The organism is Amycolatopsis nigrescens CSC17Ta-90, from assembly GCF_000384315.1.
Classification (GTDB): domain Bacteria; phylum Actinomycetota; class Actinomycetes; order Mycobacteriales; family Pseudonocardiaceae; genus Amycolatopsis; species Amycolatopsis nigrescens.
Map to the genome: position 1 here is coordinate 6,344,678 of NZ_ARVW01000001.1, position 17,220 is coordinate 6,361,897.

The 17,220-nt window shown below is 70.2% G+C and carries 17 protein-coding genes; 9 read left to right on the forward strand and 8 right to left on the reverse strand.

Going from position 1 to position 17,220, the window contains the following annotated elements; all coding sequences use genetic code 11:
• Nucleotides 1-32 precede the first annotated feature (32 nt).
• Entirely contained in the window at nucleotides 33-566 is a 534-nt protein-coding gene (locus AMYNI_RS49290; protein ID WP_157357513.1) for a hypothetical protein, read from the forward strand.
• A 14-nt stretch (nucleotides 567-580) separates the two neighbouring features.
• Nucleotides 581-1,018, forward strand: a complete 438-nt coding sequence (locus AMYNI_RS0130245; protein ID WP_020671840.1) for an SRPBCC family protein — start codon at nucleotides 581-583, stop codon at nucleotides 1,016-1,018.
• A gap of 69 nt (nucleotides 1,019-1,087) precedes the next feature.
• On the opposite strand, the gene AMYNI_RS0130250 is transcribed toward AMYNI_RS0130245, so the two are convergent.
• The 4 genes from AMYNI_RS0130250 to AMYNI_RS0130265 all read right to left on the reverse strand — a co-directional run bounded on the left by AMYNI_RS0130250 (nucleotide 1,088) and on the right by AMYNI_RS0130265 (nucleotide 6,427).
• Nucleotides 1,088-2,770, reverse strand: a complete 1,683-nt coding sequence (locus AMYNI_RS0130250) for a fumarate hydratase (RefSeq protein ID WP_020671841.1) — start codon at nucleotides 2,768-2,770, stop codon at nucleotides 1,088-1,090.
• 343 nt (nucleotides 2,771-3,113) lie between these two features.
• A complete protein-coding gene (locus AMYNI_RS0130255; RefSeq protein ID WP_020671842.1) occupies nucleotides 3,114-4,166 on the reverse strand; it encodes a sigma-70 family RNA polymerase sigma factor in 1,053 nt (350 codons plus the stop codon).
• Nucleotides 4,167-4,478: 312 nt separating this feature from the next.
• Entirely contained in the window at nucleotides 4,479-4,922 is a 444-nt protein-coding gene (gene dtd / locus AMYNI_RS0130260; RefSeq protein WP_020671843.1) for a D-aminoacyl-tRNA deacylase, read from the reverse strand.
• Nucleotides 4,919-6,427: a DUF7782 domain-containing protein gene (locus tag AMYNI_RS0130265; protein ID WP_020671844.1), complete on the reverse strand. Its 1,509-nt coding sequence runs from the start codon at nucleotides 6,425-6,427 to the stop codon at nucleotides 4,919-4,921. Before AMYNI_RS0130265 ends, dtd begins: the two co-directional genes overlap by 4 nt.
• Nucleotides 6,428-6,492: 65 nt before the next feature.
• Between AMYNI_RS0130265 and AMYNI_RS0130270 the strand changes: the two genes are divergently transcribed.
• Both AMYNI_RS0130270 and AMYNI_RS0130275 read left to right on the forward strand, forming a co-directional pair.
• Complete coding sequence (locus tag AMYNI_RS0130270; protein ID WP_020671845.1) at nucleotides 6,493-7,770, forward strand: amidohydrolase; 1,278 nt, start codon at nucleotides 6,493-6,495, stop codon at nucleotides 7,768-7,770.
• A gap of 4 nt (nucleotides 7,771-7,774) precedes the next feature.
• Complete coding sequence (locus tag AMYNI_RS0130275) at nucleotides 7,775-8,119, forward strand: DUF3099 domain-containing protein (RefSeq protein ID WP_051116379.1); 345 nt, start codon at nucleotides 7,775-7,777, stop codon at nucleotides 8,117-8,119.
• 1 nt (nucleotide 8,120) lies between these two features.
• Here AMYNI_RS0130275 and AMYNI_RS0130280 read toward each other — a convergent pair whose 3' ends face one another.
• From AMYNI_RS0130280 to AMYNI_RS0130290, 3 genes are all read right to left on the reverse strand, one after another.
• A complete protein-coding gene (locus AMYNI_RS0130280; RefSeq protein WP_020671847.1) occupies nucleotides 8,121-8,987 on the reverse strand; it encodes a carbohydrate kinase family protein in 867 nt (288 codons plus the stop codon).
• Nucleotides 8,984-9,991: a pseudouridine-5'-phosphate glycosidase gene (locus AMYNI_RS0130285; protein ID WP_020671848.1), complete on the reverse strand. Its 1,008-nt coding sequence runs from the start codon at nucleotides 9,989-9,991 to the stop codon at nucleotides 8,984-8,986. The genes AMYNI_RS0130280 and AMYNI_RS0130285 overlap by 4 nt, the downstream gene beginning before the upstream one ends.
• Nucleotides 9,992-10,052: 61 nt before the next feature.
• On the reverse strand, nucleotides 10,053-10,547 hold the full coding sequence (locus AMYNI_RS0130290; protein WP_020671849.1) for a pyridoxamine 5'-phosphate oxidase family protein: 495 nt from the start codon (nucleotides 10,545-10,547) through the stop codon (nucleotides 10,053-10,055).
• A gap of 153 nt (nucleotides 10,548-10,700) precedes the next feature.
• Between AMYNI_RS0130290 and AMYNI_RS0130295 the strand changes: the two genes are divergently transcribed.
• Both AMYNI_RS0130295 and AMYNI_RS0130300 read left to right on the forward strand, forming a co-directional pair.
• Entirely contained in the window at nucleotides 10,701-10,943 is a 243-nt protein-coding gene (locus AMYNI_RS0130295) for a DUF3039 domain-containing protein (protein WP_026361131.1), read from the forward strand.
• Between the two features lie 100 nt (nucleotides 10,944-11,043).
• Nucleotides 11,044-11,877: a hypothetical protein gene (locus AMYNI_RS0130300; RefSeq protein ID WP_020671851.1), complete on the forward strand. Its 834-nt coding sequence runs from the start codon at nucleotides 11,044-11,046 to the stop codon at nucleotides 11,875-11,877.
• On the opposite strand, the gene AMYNI_RS0130305 is transcribed toward AMYNI_RS0130300, so the two are convergent.
• Nucleotides 11,868-12,998 (reverse strand): YihY/virulence factor BrkB family protein, encoded by a 1,131-nt coding sequence (locus AMYNI_RS0130305; protein WP_040407457.1) that lies wholly within the window; start codon nucleotides 12,996-12,998, stop codon nucleotides 11,868-11,870. The two genes, AMYNI_RS0130300 and AMYNI_RS0130305, sit on opposite strands and share 10 nt — an antisense overlap.
• Nucleotides 12,999-13,245: 247 nt before the next feature.
• Here AMYNI_RS0130305 and AMYNI_RS0130310 point away from each other — a divergent pair, with 247 nt between their 5' ends.
• From AMYNI_RS0130310 to AMYNI_RS0130320, 3 genes are all read left to right on the forward strand, one after another.
• Complete coding sequence (locus AMYNI_RS0130310) at nucleotides 13,246-15,024, forward strand: DEAD/DEAH box helicase (protein ID WP_425387917.1); 1,779 nt, start codon at nucleotides 13,246-13,248, stop codon at nucleotides 15,022-15,024.
• A gap of 206 nt (nucleotides 15,025-15,230) precedes the next feature.
• Entirely contained in the window at nucleotides 15,231-16,370 is a 1,140-nt protein-coding gene (locus tag AMYNI_RS0130315) for a sugar ABC transporter substrate-binding protein (RefSeq protein WP_026361132.1), read from the forward strand.
• Between the two features lie 73 nt (nucleotides 16,371-16,443).
• The gene (locus tag AMYNI_RS0130320; RefSeq protein ID WP_020671855.1) at nucleotides 16,444-17,217 is read left to right on the forward strand and encodes an ATP-binding cassette domain-containing protein; all 774 of its coding nucleotides are present in this window, start codon (nucleotides 16,444-16,446) and stop codon (nucleotides 17,215-17,217) included.
• Nucleotides 17,218-17,220: the final 3 nt, after the last annotated feature.

The window sequence follows — 17,220 nt, forward strand, 5'->3', positions numbered from 1 at the left end:
CCCGATCCGGTGCCGGGTCCGTCTTCGAGGGCATGAACTGGAAAACAACGCTCGCTGGCGCAGGACTGGTCCTGATCGCGGGGACGGCCTGTGCCAGCCCAGCCAACGGAAACCTGCCCGCTCAGGCTCCTCCGGAGATGTCCGGTGGCCAGGGTGTCTCGCCGGCGCCGCCGAGCTCGGCACCCGGTGAGGAGCCCCGACCGGCACCGCCGCTGCCCAGCGCACCAGGTCAGCCGGTGCAGCCGCCGCCGGACGCCGCGGCGGCCCCGCTGCCGGCCGCCCAGCTGGACGCGAACGCGTTGCCGGAAAGCTATCCGAAGCAGCTCAGCACCGTCGGGGACGGCCGCACGCTGACCATCAAGGCCGAGGAAGGCGGCTGTGGCAAGGCCAGCGCGGAGATCAAGGACCAGAACCCGCAACGGGTGGTGCTGAACCTGGTGGAGACCACGCCGTCCACCAAGCAGATGTGCACAATGGACATCCGCTACCCGGTGCTGAACGTGCAACTCGCCGAGCCGCTCGGCCAGCGGGTCGTGGAGTTGCACAGCGAGCAGCGCAAGAGCTGACCTACTCTTGAGTAATGAACGCACGACAGGTCTCGGTGACGAAAACGATCGCCACCTCACCGGAGAAGATCTTCGAGCTGCTCACCGACCCGGCTCAGCATCCGGTGATCGATGGCTCCGGCTCGGTGCGGGCCGCCCGACCAGGCGGCCCGCACCGGCTCGAGCTGGGCTCGAAGTTCGGCATGGACATGAAGCTCGGCGCCTCGTACAAGATCCTGAACACCGTGGTCGAGTACGAGGAGAACAGGCTCATCGCCTGGCGCCACTTCAACGGCCACCGCTGGCGCTGGGCGCTGAAGCCGCTGGAGAACGGCCACACGGAAGTCACCGAGACTTTCGACTGGTCCACCGCCAGGACGCCATGGCTGATCGGCCTCAGCTGGTTCCCCAAGCAGAACAAGCAGGGCATCGAGCGCACCCTCGCCAACCTGGCGCAGATGTTCCCTCCCTGACCTCGTGAGTGAAAAGCGTTGCTCCGGCAACACTTTTCACTCACGACGTCTGAGCTGCGGAAACGTCGGCTAGCTGCGGAAGCTGACCTGCAGCAGTGGCTCCGAGGTGGCTTCGAAGAAGTCGTTGCCCTTGTCGTCGATCACGATGAACGCGGGGAAGTCCGCCACCTCGATCTTCCACACCGCCTCCATGCCGAGCTCGGCGTACTCCAGCACGTCCACCTGCTTGATGCAGTCCTGCGCCAGCCGCGCGGCCGGGCCACCGATCGAGCCGAGGTAGAACCCGCCGTGCTCGCGGCAGGCCGCGGTCACCTTCTTCGACCGGTTGCCCTTCGCCAGCATCACCAGCGAGCCACCGGCAGCCTGGAACTGCTCCACGTAGGAGTCCATCCGGCCCGCTGTGGTCGGCCCGAACGAGCCGGAGGCGTAGCCCTCGGGGGTCTTCGCCGGACCCGCGTAGTACACCGGGTGGTCCCGCAGGTACTGCGGCATCGGCTCGCCGGCGTCCAGCCGTTCGGCGATCTTGGCGTGCGCGATGTCCCTGGCCACCACCAGCGGCCCGGTCAGCGACAGCCTGGTCTTCACCGGCAGCCGGGACAGCTGGGCGCGGATCTCGTCCATCGGCCGATTCAGGTCCACCTCGACCACCTCCTCGGACAGCTCGTCCCCGGTGACCTCCGGCAGGAACCGCGCGGGGTCCCGCTCCAGCTGCTCGATGAACACCCCGTCGGCGGTGATCTTCGCCTTGGCCTGGCGGTCCGCCGAACAGGACACCGCGACCCCGACCGGACAGGACGCGCCGTGCCTCGGCAGCCGGATCACCCGCACGTCGTGGCAGAAGTACTTGCCGCCGAACTGCGCGCCGATGCCGAAGTTCCTGGTCAGCTCCAGCACCTGCTGTTCGAGGTCCACATCGCGGAACCCGTGGCCCAGCGCGGAACCCTCGCGCGGCAGGTCGTCCAGGTACCTGGCGGACGCCAGCTTCGCGACCTTGAGGTTGAACTCCGCGGACATCCCGCCGACCACGATCGCCAGGTGGTACGGCGGGCAGGCCGCGGTGCCGAGGCCGCGCAGCTTCTCGTCCAGGAACTTGGCCAGCCGCTTGGGGTTCAGCACCGCCTTGGTCTCCTGGTACAGGAAGGTCTTGTTCGCGCTGCCGCCGCCCTTGGCCATGAACAGGAACTCGTACGAAGGAGAACCACCAGCAGTGTCATCCTTGTGGTACAGCTCGATCTGCGCGGGCAGGTTGGTGCCGGTGTTGCGTTCCTCCCAGAAGTTCACCGGGGCCATCTGCGAGTACCGCAGGTTCAGCTGCTGGTAGGCGTCGAACACGCCCCGCGCCAGCGCTTCCTCGTCGTTGCCGCCGGTCAGCACGCCCTCGCTGCGCTTGCCGAGCACGATCGCGGTGCCGGTGTCCTGGCACATCGGCAGCACCCCGCCCGCCGAGATCGCGGCGTTGCGCAACAGATCCATCGCGACGAACCGGTCGTTGCCGCTGGCCTCCGGGTCGTCCACGATGGCGCGCAGCTGCGCCAGATGTGACGAACGTAACAGGTGCTGGATGTCGGTGATCGCGGTGCGGGCCAGCGCGGTCAGCGCCGCCGGCTCGACTTCGAGGAACTTCCGGCCCGCCGCTTCGACGACGCGCACGCCGTCCGGGCTGACGAGCCGGTACTCGGTGTGGTTGTCCTTGGCCAGCGGCAGGACTTCGGTGTGCTGAAAAGTGGTGGTGGCAGGCGGTTCGGCAGGCACAGCGCGGGCTCCCTTGCACGCGAATTCGGTGCCACGACCGTACCTTGTGCCGGTTTCACCGCTGAGAGTGCCGCGAAATGTCGGAAGGCCGGGCCCACCCCGACGGACCCGACCTTCCGGGGAGTGCGATCGGGTGCGAACACCCATCGCGAAGCGCTGCTACCCCAGCGCGAAGACGTCAGTTCTGAAAAACGCCGACTCCGACCGTCTCGTGACCCAGGTCATAAGTCAACGCTGCCGAACGGGTAATCCTGACCGGCGACCCACAGTGACGTGGTTGCAGTGACGTGGTTCCTGCACTCCGCCCGGAACCGGGGTGGTTCCGGGCGGAGCCGCCGAGCGACTAGCTGGCGTAGGCGCGGAGCCGGTCGGCCCGCTCGCCCTGGCGCAGCTTGGACATGACCTCGCGCTCGATCTGGCGCACCCGCTCGCGGGACAGGCCGAAGTGCTTGCCGATCTGGTCCAGCGTGCGCGGCTGGCCGTCGTCGAGGCCGTAGCGCAGCCGGATTACGTGCTGCTCCCGGTCGTCCAGGGTGGCCAGCACCCGGCGCAGATCGTCCTGCAGCAGACCGGAAATGACCGCGCTCTCCGCGTCGGTGGCCTCGGAGTCCTCGATGAAGTCCCCGAGCGGCGCGTCTTCTTCGGTGCCCACCGGCATGTCCAGGCTTACCGGGTCACGGGCGTGGTCGAGCAGGTCGCTGACCTTTTCCGCCGCGATGCCCGATTCGGCCGCCAGCTCCTCATTGGTCGCCTCGCGGCCGAGCTGCTGGTGCAGATCGCGCTTGATCCTGGCCAGCTTGTTCACCTGTTCCACCAGGTGGACGGGCAGCCGGATGGTGCGCCCCTGGTCGGCCATCCCCCTGGTGATGGCCTGGCGGATCCACCAGGTGGCGTAGGTGGAGAACTTGAACCCCTTGGAGTAGTCGAACTTCTCCACCGCGCGGATCAGACCCAGGTTCCCCTCCTGGATCAGGTCCAGCAGCGGCATGCCGCGACCGGTGTACCGCTTGGCCAGCGACACCACCAGGCGCAGGTTCGCCTCGAGCAGGTGGTTTTTCGCCACCTTGCCGTCGCGCACCAGCGCCTTCAGCTCGGTGCGGCGCTTCGGCGTCGCCTTGGGCGTGCCGGCCTCGGTGTCGAGCATGTGCTGGGCGAACACGCCCGCCTCGATCCGCTTCGCCAGCTCGACCTCGTCCGAGGCGCTGAGCAGCGCGGTCTTGCCGATACCGTTGAGGTACACGCGCACGAGGTCGGCGGCGGGGCTCTGGGCGTCGAGATCGGCGTCTACGTTGGGTAACGTGGACGTGGCGGTCTCGATCGCGGGCTCGGGGGCGGGCTGTGGGATCGCGCGCCGGCGGATCCCGCGCGTCTCGCGCTCGAGGGTCTGGACGGACATTTGCTGCCTCCCCGGTCACGGGCTGACGTGTTGTTGCGTCACGCCGACTGTGCGTCGCGTCACGAGAGCCTGTGGAGTTCCCGTACCGCGAGTCCAGCTTGCTGGCTGGACATCTTGGTCAACGCTGGGGTCTTCCGAATCGTTCCCGCGTCTCACAGGAGATGACGGATGCCGACAGTGCAAGGTTGCTCCACCAAGGCTGAGCTTTTGCTGAGAACGAGACGAATTCCCCGATCGGTTGTGACGCAAGGATGTGATCCGGGTGGGCTCAGGGCCCGTGAGTGGTTCAGACCGTCGGGCTAGATCTTCCCGTTACACCTCTACGAGCACCGTGAACGGGCCGTCGTTGACGCTCCGTACCGCCATCATTGCGCCGAATGTGCCAGTGCTCACGGTGGCGCCGCGGGCCCGCAGTTCGGCGACCACGCTCCGCACCAGCGGTTCGGCCGCTTCCGGCCTGGCAGCGGCGGTCCACGATGGACGACGTCCTTTTCGCGTGTCGCCGTAGAGGGTGAATTGGCTCACCACCAGCAAGGGGGCACCGGTGCTGGCGCAGGACTGCTCGTCGCGCAGTATCCGCAGCTCGTGCAGTTTCCGGGCCATCGTGGCCGCCTTCTCCGCCGTGTCGTCGGCGTGAATTCCCAGCAGTACCAACAAACCCGGCTCGGTGATGGCACCGACTGTGGCGTCTTCGGCGTCTCCGGCGTCCTGATCGGTGACGCTCGCCTCGGTGACCCTGGCCACCACCGCCCTCATGCCGGCCGCAACATGCCGTGCCGCACCAGCTCGCGGACCATCGGCAGGGCGGCCGCGGTCAGTTCGTCGACCGGCTGTCCGTGCCCGGCGGCGAGCAGGCCCAACAGGTCCGAGAGTGGCAGCGCGCCGCGGCATCCTGCCAATAACGCGGTGGCCAGCTCGTCCACTTCGTGCTGCCAGCCGGGTCCGTCGGTGCGGTGCAGCCGTCGCACGGTGGTCTGCCAGCCTTCGTCGCCGGGGGAGTCCACTCGCTCCAGCAGCACCGTGGGCGGCACCACGAACCGGGTTTTGAGTAATGCATCGGCAGTGTCCCCACCGCCCCCGCTGGACCGCAGCCAGTCCACCCGGTCCAACCAGGCACCGGCCTCGGCGCCCAGCGGGTCGTCGTAGGCCTGGCGGAGGTCCTCGCAGACCACCGTCGGCGCGGCTGCGTCGGTGCGGCGCAGGGTGACGAACCCGAAGCCGACGCCCTCCACCCCGCCGTGGGCGAACCAGTCCAGCCAGGCGGCGGCCTTGGCGCGGCCACGCGGCGAGCGCGGGTCGATGCCGGCGTCACGCAGCCAGGTGCCGACATACAGGCCGGGATCGGCGACATCGCGCTGCACGAACCAGGCGTCGACGCCCGGCGGCAGCCAGCGCTGCACCCGGTCGGCCCAGTCCTCGCCCTTGACGTGCAGCCAGGACGCGAGCAGCTGGCCGATGCCGCCTTCGTTCAGGAAACCGGGCAGCTGGCGCACCACCAGCGCGCTGGCGTCGTCCCCGGCGAGCCCGGAGTCGCGGTACACGTAGTCCACCCGCGGCGGCCCCACCACGAACGGCGGATTGCAGACGATCTGGTCGAACCGGCGCCGGGCCACCGGCGCGAACCATTCACCGCGCAGCAGCTCCACGTCCAGCCCGTTGAGCAGGAAGGTCGCCTCGGCCAGTGCGAGCGCCCTGGCCGAGACATCAGTGGCGGTGATCCGGCCGGCGTGCCTGGCCGCGTGCAGGGCCTGCACCCCGTTGCCGGTGCCGAGGTCGAGCAGGGTGCCCACCGGCCGCCGGGTGGTGGCCCTGACCAGGCTCAGCGACGCGTGCCCGACGCCAAGCACGTGATCCGCCGGTACCTCGCCGCCGAGCTGGTCGGAGTCCAGGTCGGAGAGCACCCACCAGTAGCCATCGTCGTCCCCGTGCGGGCGCACGTCGAGCCCGGCGCGCAGGCCGCCTTCCCCGGCGCGGACCAGGCCGGCCTGCCCGGCTTCCGTCAACGACAACGGCGACAGCGCGGCCGCCACCTCGGTCTCCGGCTCGGTGCCGCCGAGCAGGAACAGCCGGATCAGCGTGCCGGCCGCGCCCGCGTCGGCGGTGGCGCGGTAGGCCAGCTCCGGCTCGCCGCGGCCGAGCGCCGCGTGCGCGGCACCGCCGAGGATCTCCAGCACGCCGTCGGCGTGATATCCGGCACGCAGGAACGCTTCGCGCAACCGCGCGCACAACTCGGCAGACAACTTCGGCAGGTCACTGGTCACGGTCGGTGATCCTTCCAGATGCCGGCGAAGACGGCCTGCACCGCAGGTTGTGGTCAGATGGTCGGGTGACCGACGGCCTGTTCTCCTCACTCGACGCACTGCTGCCCGGCTTGGAAGAGCTGTACATCGACCTGCACCGGCACCCGGAGCTGTCCTTCGCGGAGACGAGGACGGCCGCGAAGCTGGCCGAACGGCTGACCACCGCGGGCTACCAGGTGCACACCGGGGTCGGTGGCACCGGTGTGCTCGGCGTGCTGCGCAACGGTCCGGGGCCGACCGTGCTGCTGCGGGCCGACATCGACGCGCTGCCGGTGGAGGAGAAGACCGGCCTCGACTACGCCAGCACGGTGCGGACGACCGGCCAGGACGGCCGCGAGGTGCCGGTGATGCACGCCTGCGGGCACGACATGCACGCCACCTGGCTCTCCGGCGCGGCCGCGCTGCTCGCCGCGCACCGCGACACCTGGTCGGGCACCCTGCTGGTGGCCTTCCAGCCCGCCGAGGAGGTGGGCGCGGGTGCCGCGGCGATGGTCCGCGGCGGGGTGCTCGAGCTGGGTGGTCGCCCGGACGTGGTGCTCGGCCAGCACCTGGCGCCGGGGCCGGCGGGCTGGGTGCTGACCAGGCCCGGTGTGCTGATGGCCGCCACCGACGCGCTCCGCGTCACCCTGCACGGCCGCGGCGGACACGCTTCGCGTCCGGAGAGCACGGTGGACCCGGCGGTGCTGGCCGCGTCCGTGGTGCTCCGGTTGCAGAGCGTGGTGGCCAGGGAGGTCTCCGCGACCGAGTCGGCCGTGGTCACCGTCGGCTCGGTGCACGTGGGCACCACCCACAACGTGATCGCCGACCACGCCACCCTGGAGATCAACATCCGCACCTTCGACGAGCAGGTCCGGACCAGGGTGCTGGCCGCGGTGGAGCGGATCGTGCGCGGCGAGGCGGCCGTGGCGGGCTCACCGCAACCGCCGGACTTCGAGAGCCTCGGCGTCTTCCCGGTCACCGCCAACGACGAGGACGCGAACGCGAAACTGACCGACGCCTTCCGCGGGCACTTCGGTGCCGAGCGGACCATGGAAGCCCCGCTGGTCACCGGCAGCGAGGACTTCAGCGAGTACGGCCGCGCCGCCGGCGCGCCATCGGTGTTCTGGCTGGTCGGCGGGATGGACCCGGAGACGGTGCTGGCCGCGGTCGCGGCCGGGCGGTTCGAGCAGGACGTCCCGTCCAACCACTCGCCGCTGTTCGCGCCGGTGCTCCATCCCACCCTGCGGACCGGGGTGGAGACACTGGTCGTCGGTGCGGTGAACTTCCTTGGCGTGCCCAGGGTGTCGGGGGAGCCCGGCCAGTGAGACGATGGACGCAGGAGGTGGTGTCGTGAGCGACCGCGCACCCGAAGCTCGGGACGTCGCCCCGGTGCTGATCACCGAGGCCGCGCCCTCCTACGACGAGCAGTACGCCGCTCGCAAGCGCAAGTACGTGCTGATGATGGGGCTGCGTTTCCCCTGCCTGATCCTGGCCGGCATCTTCTACCACACCTGGTGGCTGGCGCTGGCCTTCATCGTGCTGTCCATCCCGCTGCCCTGGATGGCGGTGCTGATCGCCAACGACCGTCCGCCGCGCAAGGCGGAGGAGGTCAACCGGTACCAGTACGAGGCGAAGGCGCTGGAACAACGCGAGCACCGGGTGATCGACGGCTAGCTCAAGGCTGGGCGCCGACCTTCCGCACGGCCTGCGCGCCGAGGCGCACCCCCGCCCGCAAAGTGTCCACTGTGGACTTCCCGGCCAGCAGGGCGGTGAGCACCCCGGCGTCGAACGCGTCCCCGGCACCGGTCGAGTCCACGCATTCGGCCGGTTCGGCGGGCACCGAGCTCAGCCCGCCGGCGTCCACCCAGGCCGCACCGTCCAGGCCGGCCGTGACCACCACCGCGCCGACCGTGCCCAGCAGCGCCTTCGCCGCGGCGGGGTCCGCGGAGCCGGTCAGCGCCCGCAGCTCGTCCTGGTTGGGCATCAGCAGGTCCACCCCGCGAACGTCATCGAGGAATCCCGCGGGATCGGTGAGCAGCGCGGCGGCCTGCGGGTCGACCGAGGTGCTCAGCCCGGCCCGCTTCGCCGCGGCCAGCGCGGCCAGCCCGGCGGGCCGCGAGGACGGGTCCAGCAGCACATAGCCGGACAGGTGCAGATGCGCCGCGCCGGCCAGCACGCCGGGGTCGACGTCGGCGGGGCTGAACCGCGCGTTCGCCCCGCGGTCGGGCAGCATGGTGCGCTGCCCGTCGCCGTCCACCAGCACCACCACGCAGCAGGTGGCCGCATCCTCGTCCACCGCGAAGGCGCAGCGGACGCCCGCGTCCTCCAGTTCCGAGCGCACCAGCCTGCCGCCCGCGTCATCGCCGATGCGGGCGATCAGCGTGGTTTCGGCCGCCTGCGAGCTCAGCCAGCGTGCGGTGTTCGCGCCCGCGCCGCCACCGGCGAAGCGCACCTTGGCGCGGGCGTCCCCGCCGTACACGATCGGCCCGTCGTGCTGTGCCACCACGTCCAGGCCGGCGTCGCCGACCACCACGATCCTCACGAGAGCTCCACCGCAACTTCGGCGGCCAGCCGCACGTTGGACACCACCAGCGCCTCGTTGGCGTCCAGGCTCACCCCGCCGCTCGCGGTGTGGAAGTGCTCCAGCAGCACCGGCGTCACGTCCGAGCCGTGCACGTCCTTGCTGCGCAGCAACTCCAGCCCCTCTTCGAGCAGCCGGTCGTGCAGCGATCTGTCCATTTCGGACTCTTCGGGGACCGGGTTCGCCAGCAGCACCCCCGAGGACGAGGTACGCCGGTGCGCGGCCACCACGGCGGCCGCGCTCGCCGCGTCCTCCACCCGCCACGGCACCGGGTGGCCCGACGAGCGGAGGTAGAACGCCGGGAAGTCGTCGGTGCGGTAACCCAGCACCGGCACCGAGTTGGTCTCCAGCACCTCGAGCGTGGCGGCGATGTCCAGCACCGACTTGACCCCGGAGCAGACCACCACGGTCGGCACCGCGGCCAGCACGCCGAGGTCGGCCGACACGTCCCAGCTCAGCTGCGCCGGTGCTGAATCTGCGCCGGAACGAAAAGCGTGTTCCGGCGCGTGCAGCGCCTCCGGCCCTCGCGGACGTGCGCGATGGTCGCCCGTCCGAGCCTGCGGCAGATGCACACCGCCCAGTCCGCCGGTGCCGAACACGCCGATCCCGGCCGCCGCGGCCAGTGCCGAGGTCGAGGCCACCGTGGTCGCGCCGGACCGGCCGAGCCCGACCGCCGGGCCGAGGTCGCGCAGGGACAGCTTGTCCAGCCCGGCGTCCTCGGCGCACACGCGTTCCAGCTCGGCGGGGGACAGGCCGATCAGCGGCCGCCCGTCCAGCACCGCAATGGTCGCCGGTACCGCGCCCGCCTCCCGGACGGTCCGCTCCAGCCGGCGGGCCACCTCCAGGTTGCGGCCGGCGGGCAGGCCGTGCGAGAGCAGGGTGCTTTCCAGCGCCACCACGGGACGGCCGTCGCGGACGGCGTCGGCGATCTCCTCGGCGGGGAAAAGTCGGGGCTGTTCGGTCACAAGTGGACATCCTGACCGATCGGGCGGTCCCGTCCGGCGCCGGGTCCAGCCGCCCCCGGCTTCAGCGGCCGAACTGCCAGCGCGTCGGAGATTCGCCGAAGTACCGCTCGTCCAGGCCGAACGCCCACCGCGGCCGCACCCGCACGCTCGCGCTCGTCGCCGGGTCCACCATGTCGATGCCGTACGAGGTCCCGTACTTCACGTTGACCAGTTCCAGGAAGCGGGCCAGCACCGCCTGCTCGGTGACGATCTCCGCGACGCCTTCGAGCACGACCGGCGAATGCGCGTCGTCGGTGGCGGCCGACACGGCCGAGCCCGCCCGCACGTTGCGGATCTTGCGGGAGCCGCGGGAGGAGGAGAACCACAGGTGCTCGCCGTCCCAGACGCCCCACACCGGCATCAGGTGCGGGCGCCCGTCCGGCCAGACCGTGGACACCCAGTAGTCGTGCGAGTCGCGCAGCCGCTGCTCGGCCCACGACCAGGGGAGCATGCCCTCGGCGCCGGAGCTGGTGCCGTAGCCGGGCATCTGCGGCCGACTCGCCCGCGGTTCCGTCATGGCGCCTCCTGTGTCCTGCGGGGCACCCGCACCCGGTCGGCCCGCATGGCTGGGGCTCCGCCAGTGTCAGCCATGCGGCCTCCTGTGTCCTGCGGGGCACGTATCTTGCCAGCACTTTGCCCCGTTCGCCGGGGGCTGAGGCATCATTGGGGTGTGAGTACGCAAACTTTGCCCGAAGTCGACACCCGGCCCGAGGGCACCGACAGCACCGATGACGACCAGCCGAAGATGTTCCACTACGTGCGGAAGAACAAGATCGCCGAAAGCGCGGTCATGGGCACGCACGTGGTGGCGCTCTGCGGTGAGGTTTTCCCGGTGACGAAGTCGCCGAAGCCCGGTTCCCCGGTGTGCCCGGACTGCAAGAAGATCTTCGACGGGTTGCGCCCCGGCGAATAGCCCGCGGCCAATGTGAAAATCATTCACATGGCGGCTGTCCTTCCCCGCGCCCGGCTGGTACGCAGAGCAGACCGGTCGGCGGCACGGGGACGGAGTGGCCATGCGCGGGAGCATGATCGTACTGGCGGTGGCGGCGCTGCTCGGGCTGTGCGCCCCGGCGGCGGCACAGGCGGCCTGGACGCCGATCGGCTGGGACCGGGCCCGCCCGCTGGACGAGAGCCAAGGGCTGGCCACTGTCGTCCGGCCGGACGGCACATTCATCAAGTACACCGGTATCGGCACCGTCGCCCCCGAGCTGGCCGCGCAGGGCTGGAACCACATCGGTGACCCCGGCGCCGGACTCGGCTACTACGTTGAGCCTTACCAGCGCGACGACCGCGGTGCCAAGTTGTTCCGGGTGCAGGCCCCGGACGGCTCGTGGGCGGACTACCGGCACGCGCTGGAATCCTGGGAAGCGAACAACAACTCCTTCGCCGCCGTCTCACCGGACGGCCGCTGGCTGGTGGCCGGCGAGTGGGGCACCATGGACCGGCTGCTGGTGCACCCGATGCCCGGTGTCGCGTTCCCCGACCCCGCCGCGAACCTGCCCTACGCGGCCGCGATCCGGCTGGACCGCCCGGTGCGGGACATCCAGGGCTGCGACTTCGTCACTGCCACCCGGCTGCTGTGCTCCTCGGACGATCCGGCGGGAGAGCTGTTCGGGGTGACCAAGCCCCTGCTCCAGGTGGACCTGCCCGGCCCGCTCGGCGGCTCCGACCTGCCGGGCAAGGTGACCTCGCTGGGTCAGCTGCCGCTGGAGAGTTCGTGCGGCGGGGAGTTCGAGGCCGAGGGCATCGACTTCGACGAGCGGGACGGCACCCTGCGCGTGGTGGTGCTCTCGCCCGGGGTGTGCGTGGCCTTCGACAGCAAGACCTGGCGACTGCGTCAGGGCTGATCGGCGTGCGGCCGGGCCTCGGGGTCTAGTTCGGTCGAGGAGTCAGCGGCGGAGTCGCCGTTGGAGGTGTGCTCCGGCTGCGGCTGGGACCTGGCGGGCCGGCGCAGCGGGGTGGTGCTGCGCTCCCACAGCTTCTTGCCGTCGTCCGCGCGCATCCGCTCGCTGGCCCGCTCCATCTCCAGTCGTCGCCACTTGCGCCGCTGCCGCCTGGTCATCTTGGCCGGCCACAGCTCCTGGATCGCGCTGTTGAAGTACGCGCCGCCCACCACGGCCAGCCCGATGAAGAAGGTCAGCAGCAGGAACGCGATCGGTGCCGCCAGCGCGCCGTAGGTGTAGCCGGTGGTGGTGATCCAGGACAGGTAGATGCGCAGCCCGACACTGGAGAGCAGGAAGATCACCATGGCCAGCACCGCGCCGGGCAGGCCGCGGTGCCACGGCAGCTTCCGCGGCAGCGCCAGCTTGTACAAGGTGGCCAGCGCGAGGGTGATCAGCACGGCCAGGATCGGGTAGTACAGCGCGCTGACCCACTGGGCGATCGTCGGCTGCCATTCCACCGGGAAGAACTTGGGCAGCAGGTCCGGCCCGATCGCCAGCAGCGGCAGGCCGATCACCAGGATGACCAGCCCGCACACGTAGAGCAGCAGGGCGAAGATCCGCTGCCACACCTCGTTGCGCACGCCGTACTGGTCGTGCGCGACGGTGATCGCGTCGACGAAGGACGACATGGCCGAGGAACCGGCCCACAACGAGATCACGAAACCGACCGAGACGATCTCGCCCTTGCCGATGGTGAGGATGTCGTTCACCGTCGGCTCGATGATCTGGTCCACCGTGTTCGGGCTGAAGATCTTCTCGGTGAAGGCGATGATCCGGTCGTGCACCGCGGTCACCACGCCGAGGCCGAACCAGTCGCCGAGGAAGCCGAGGCTGCCGAGCAGGCCGAGCAGCAGCGGCGGCAGCGAAAGCGTCTGCCAGAAGGCGGCTTCGGCGGCTTCGGAGAAGATGTTGCCGTCCCATGCCTTGCTCAGCGTCCGTTTGAGCAGGCGCACGGGGCCCTTGCGGACGTCCCGTACCGCGGGTGCCCGTTCGTCGTCGGAGTGCTGCTCGGATCCTGCGCTCATCGCAGTGTCCAGCATGGTCCATGCCCGGGATTTTGGCTCGTCGCCCCCTGTGGCGTGTCCGACTTCCCGGCCGTGCCGCCGTGCACTGTCGGTGCCGCGAGGTAGGCTCGACCGCGCGCCTCCACTTCCGGGCCGGCAGTTCAGCATTGGGGCTGGACCGTGCTGCCGGGGCCTCCGTGGGGGCCTTCGCATGCCGTCGAGGGGTGGCGTGGAACCTGCCGAGAGACCGAGAGGAGTTGGACTTCCCTTGTCCGAAACGGCCCACCGTGCCAGGACTGTGGGGACTGCGGGGACGCAGCCCGGCTTCTCGGCACCCGAGCCGGAGCACGACCAGACCGCCAGGCCGCTGCGCGCCTGGCAGCGCCGCGCGCTGACGAAGTACCTCACCCAGAAGCCGAAGGACTTCCTCGCGGTCGCCACGCCCGGCGCCGGGAAGACCGTGTTCGGCCTGCGGATCGCCGCCGAGCTGCTGTCCGACCGCACCATCGAGGCGGTCACCATCGTCACCCCCACCGAGCACCTCAAGCACCAGTGGGCGGTGTCCGCGGCCGGCGCCGGGATCGCGATCGACTCGAACTTCCGCAACACCACCGGCGCGACCTCCTCGGACTTCCAGGGTGTCGCGCTGACCTACGCGCAGGTCGCCGCCCATCCGACCCTGCACCGGGTGCGCACCGAGAACCGCAAGACGCTGGTCATCCTGGACGAGATCCACCACGGCGGGGACGCCAAGTCCTGGGGCGACGCGATCCGCGAGGCCTTCCACCCCGCGGTGCGCCGGCTCGCGCTGACCGGGACCCCGTTCCGCAGCGACGACTCGCCGATCCCGTTCGTCAGCTACGAGCCGGACGGCGACGGGTCCCTGCGCAGCAGGGCCGACCACTCCTACGGTTACTCCGACGCGCTCGCCGACGGCGTCGTGCGGCCGGTGGTCTTCCTGGCCTACTCGGGCGAGGCGTCCTGGCGGACCAGTGCGGGCGAGGAGTTCACCGCCCGGCTCGGCGAGCCGCTGACCGCGGAGCAGAACGCCAGGGCCTGGCGCACCGCGCTGGACCCGGCCGGCGAGTGGATCCCGGCCGTGCTGCACGCCGCGGACACCCGGCTGCAGCAGCTGCGCGCCAACGGCATCCCGGACGCCGGTGGCCTGGTGATCGCCACCGACCAGGAGTCCGCCAGGGCGTATGCCAAGATCCTGCACCGGATGTCCGGCGTCGAGCCGGTGGTGGTGCTCTCCGACGATCCGAAGGCGTCCAAGCGGATCGGCGAGTTCTCCGACTCCGACGACCGGTGGCTGGTCGCGGTCCGGATGGTGTCCGAAGGCGTGGACGTGCCGCGGCTCGCCGTCGGGGTGTACGCCACCAGTGCCTCCACGCCGTTGTTCTTCGCGCAGGCGATCGGCCGGTTCGTGCGGGCCAGGCGCAAGGGCGAGACGGCCAGCGTCTTCGTGCCCAGCGTGCCGGTGCTGCTGGAGCTGGCCAGCGAGCTGGAGGCCGAGCGCGACCACGTGCTCGGCAAGCCGCATCGCGAGAAGGACGGCTGGGACGACGAGCTGCTGGCCGCGGCGAACCGGACCGAGGACGAGCCGGGCGAAGAGGAGAAGGCGTTCACGTCGCTGGGTGCCTCGGCCGAGCTGGACCAGGTGATCTACGACGGCAACTCGTTCGGCACCGCGGTCTTCTCCGGCAGCGACGAGGAGCAGGAGTACCTCGGGTTGCCCGGCCTGCTCGAACCGGACCAGGTGCGCGCGCTGTTGCGCAAACGCCAGGAGGAGCAGCTCGCGGACTCCGGCCGTCGCAAGTCGAAGGCCGAGCAGGCGCCGGCCCCGGCCAAGCCGCAGTCGGTCGGGGAGCGGATCGCCGGTCTGCGCAAGGAGCTCAACGCGCTGGTCGGCATGTACCACCACCGCACGCGCAAGCCGCACGGCGCGATCCACAACGAGCTGCGCCGGGTCTGCGGCGGGCCGCCCACCGCGATGGCCAGCGTGGAGCAGCTCGAAGAGCGCATCGTGACGCTGCGCTCCTGGTAGTACGCGCTGCGGAGCCGTACCGGTCCGCACTTGGCGGTATCCGCCTCGCCGTTGCCAAACCGTGTCCGTCGAGCCGCACTTTCTGCCTTCACAGACCTTCCGTGCCGTGCTGTCCGCGCATATGTTGTCGCCCACAACATATGCGCGACGTGGCGTCCGGTCTGTCCGGGTCGGCCGACGTCGGCAGGATCCGGAAGGAACAAGGGATGCGGAAGAGAACCCTCACTCTCGTCGCCTCGGCGATGACGGCCGCCGTCACGCTCACGGCTTGCGGGGCCAACAGCGCGGATTCCGGGGGTGCAGGGGGAACCTCGGCGTCGAGCTCCGCCCAGCCCGCCGCCGGCGGCGCCAACGGCAAGGTCGGCGTGATCCTGCCGGAGACCGCGACCTCCGCCCGCTGGGAAGGCTTCGACAAGCCGATGATCGAGGCCGCGCTGCGCGCCGAGGGGTTCCAGCCGGACGTGCAGAACGCGCAGGGCGACGTGCAGAAGTTCACCACCCTGGCGGACGGCATGATCACCCAGGGCGTCAAGGTGCTGATCATCGCTTCGATCAACAGCGAGCTCGGCACCGCGGTCGCGGCCAAGGCGAAGGCCGCCGGTATCCCGACCATCGACTACGACCGGCTCAATCTCGGCGGCGGCTCGGACTACTACGTCTCGTTCGACAACGAGAAGGTCGGCGCGCTCCAGGGCCAGGGCATGGTCCAGGCGCTGCAGGGCAAGGCGGGCGCGCAGGTGATCGAGATCGAGGGCGCGCCCACCGACAACAACGCCACCCTGTTCGCCGCCGGCCAGCGCAGCGTGCTCCAGTCCAAGTACGACTCCGGCGAGCTGAAACTGGTGCAGAGCCAGCCCATCGACAACTGGGACAACCAGAAGGGCGGCAACACCTTCGAGCAGATCCTGACCGGCAACGGCGGCAAGGTGGACGGCGTGGTCGCGGCCAACGACGGGCTGGCCGGCGCGGTGATCACCGTGCTGAAGAAGAACGGCCTCAACGGCAAGGTGCCGGTCACCGGGCAGGACGCGACCGCGGACGGACTCAAGTCGATCCTGGTCGGCGACCAGTACATGACCGTGTTCAAGCCGATCAAGCAGGAGGCCGAGGCGGCCGCCAAGCTGGCCGCGGCGCTGGCCAAGAACGACAAGGCCGGTGCGGACGCGATCGCCAAGGACGTGAGCAAGGACCCGAAGGGCAACCGCGACGTCAAGTCGGTGCTGCTGCAGCCCCAGCTCACCACCAAGAACGAGGTCAAGACGGTGGTGGACCAGGGTTACGTGAAGGCAGCCGAGATCTGCGCCGGGGACCTCCAGCCGATCTGCGCCCAGCTCGGCATCGCCTGACCGTCAACGACTACCGGGGCCGGAACGCGTTCCCCGACAACGCGTTCCGGCCCCGGTTTCCACTGGAGACTCGATGAGCGAACCCATTCTTGAACTGCGCCACCTGAACAAGAGCTTCGGACCGGTCCACGTCCTGCACGACGTGGACTTCGCCGTGCGGGCGGGCGAAGTCACCGCACTGGTCGGCGACAACGGCGCCGGAAAGTCCACTTTGGTCAAATGCATCGCCGGCATCCACACCGCCGACGACGGTGAAGTCGCCTTCGCCGGCAAGCAGGTGCACATCCGCGGCCCGCGCGACGCCGCGGATCTCGGCATCGAGGTGGTGTACCAGGATCTGGCGCTGGCCGACAACCTGGACATCGTGCAGAACATGTTCCTCGGCCGGGAACGCGGCAGCCAGTGGCTGCTCGACGAGGCCGGCATGGAACAGGCCGCCAGGGAGACGCTCGCGTCCCTTTCCGTGCGCACGGTGAAATCCGTGCGCACACCCGTTTCCGCGCTGTCCGGCGGGCAGCGCCAGACCGTCGCGATCGCCAAGTCGGTGCTGTGGGACAGCAAGGTCGTGCTGCTCGACGAGCCGACCGCCGCGCTCGGCGTGGCGCAGACCAGGCAGGTGCTCGACCTGGTGCGGCGGCTGGCCGAGCAGGGCCTCGGGGTGGTGCTGATCAGCCACAACATGGCCGACGTGTTCGAGGTCGCGGACCGGATCGCGGTGCTCTACCTCGGCCGCCTGGTTGCCGAAGTGCCCACCAAGCAGGTCACGCACGGGCAGGTGGTCGAGCTGATCACGGCCGGCCGCTCCGGCGAGCTCGGCCTGGCCCGTCCCGAAGCCGTCGTCCTATGAACC

Bases quoted from the DNA above. Each gene is read 5' to 3' on its own strand.
- AMYNI_RS0130315 (WP_026361132.1), top strand. From the start codon at position 15,231: ATGCGGAAGAGAACCCTCACTCTCGTCGCCTCGGCGATGACGGCCGCC.
- AMYNI_RS0130320 (WP_020671855.1), top strand. From the start codon at position 16,444: ATGAGCGAACCCATTCTTGAACTGCGCCACCTGAACAAGAGCTTCGGA.
- AMYNI_RS49290 (WP_157357513.1), top strand. From the start codon at position 33: ATGAACTGGAAAACAACGCTCGCTGGCGCAGGACTGGTCCTGATCGCG.
- AMYNI_RS0130305 (WP_040407457.1), bottom strand. From the start codon at position 12,998: ATGAGCGCAGGATCCGAGCAGCACTCCGACGACGAACGGGCACCCGCG.
- dtd (WP_020671843.1), bottom strand. From the start codon at position 4,922: ATGAGGGCGGTGGTGGCCAGGGTCACCGAGGCGAGCGTCACCGATCAG.
- AMYNI_RS0130275 (WP_051116379.1), top strand. From the start codon at position 7,775: ATGGACGCAGGAGGTGGTGTCGTGAGCGACCGCGCACCCGAAGCTCGG.
- AMYNI_RS0130300 (WP_020671851.1), top strand. From the start codon at position 11,044: ATGCGCGGGAGCATGATCGTACTGGCGGTGGCGGCGCTGCTCGGGCTG.
- AMYNI_RS0130245 (WP_020671840.1), top strand. From the start codon at position 581: ATGAACGCACGACAGGTCTCGGTGACGAAAACGATCGCCACCTCACCG.
- AMYNI_RS0130290 (WP_020671849.1), bottom strand. From the start codon at position 10,547: ATGACGGAACCGCGGGCGAGTCGGCCGCAGATGCCCGGCTACGGCACC.
- AMYNI_RS0130255 (WP_020671842.1), bottom strand. From the start codon at position 4,166: ATGTCCGTCCAGACCCTCGAGCGCGAGACGCGCGGGATCCGCCGGCGC.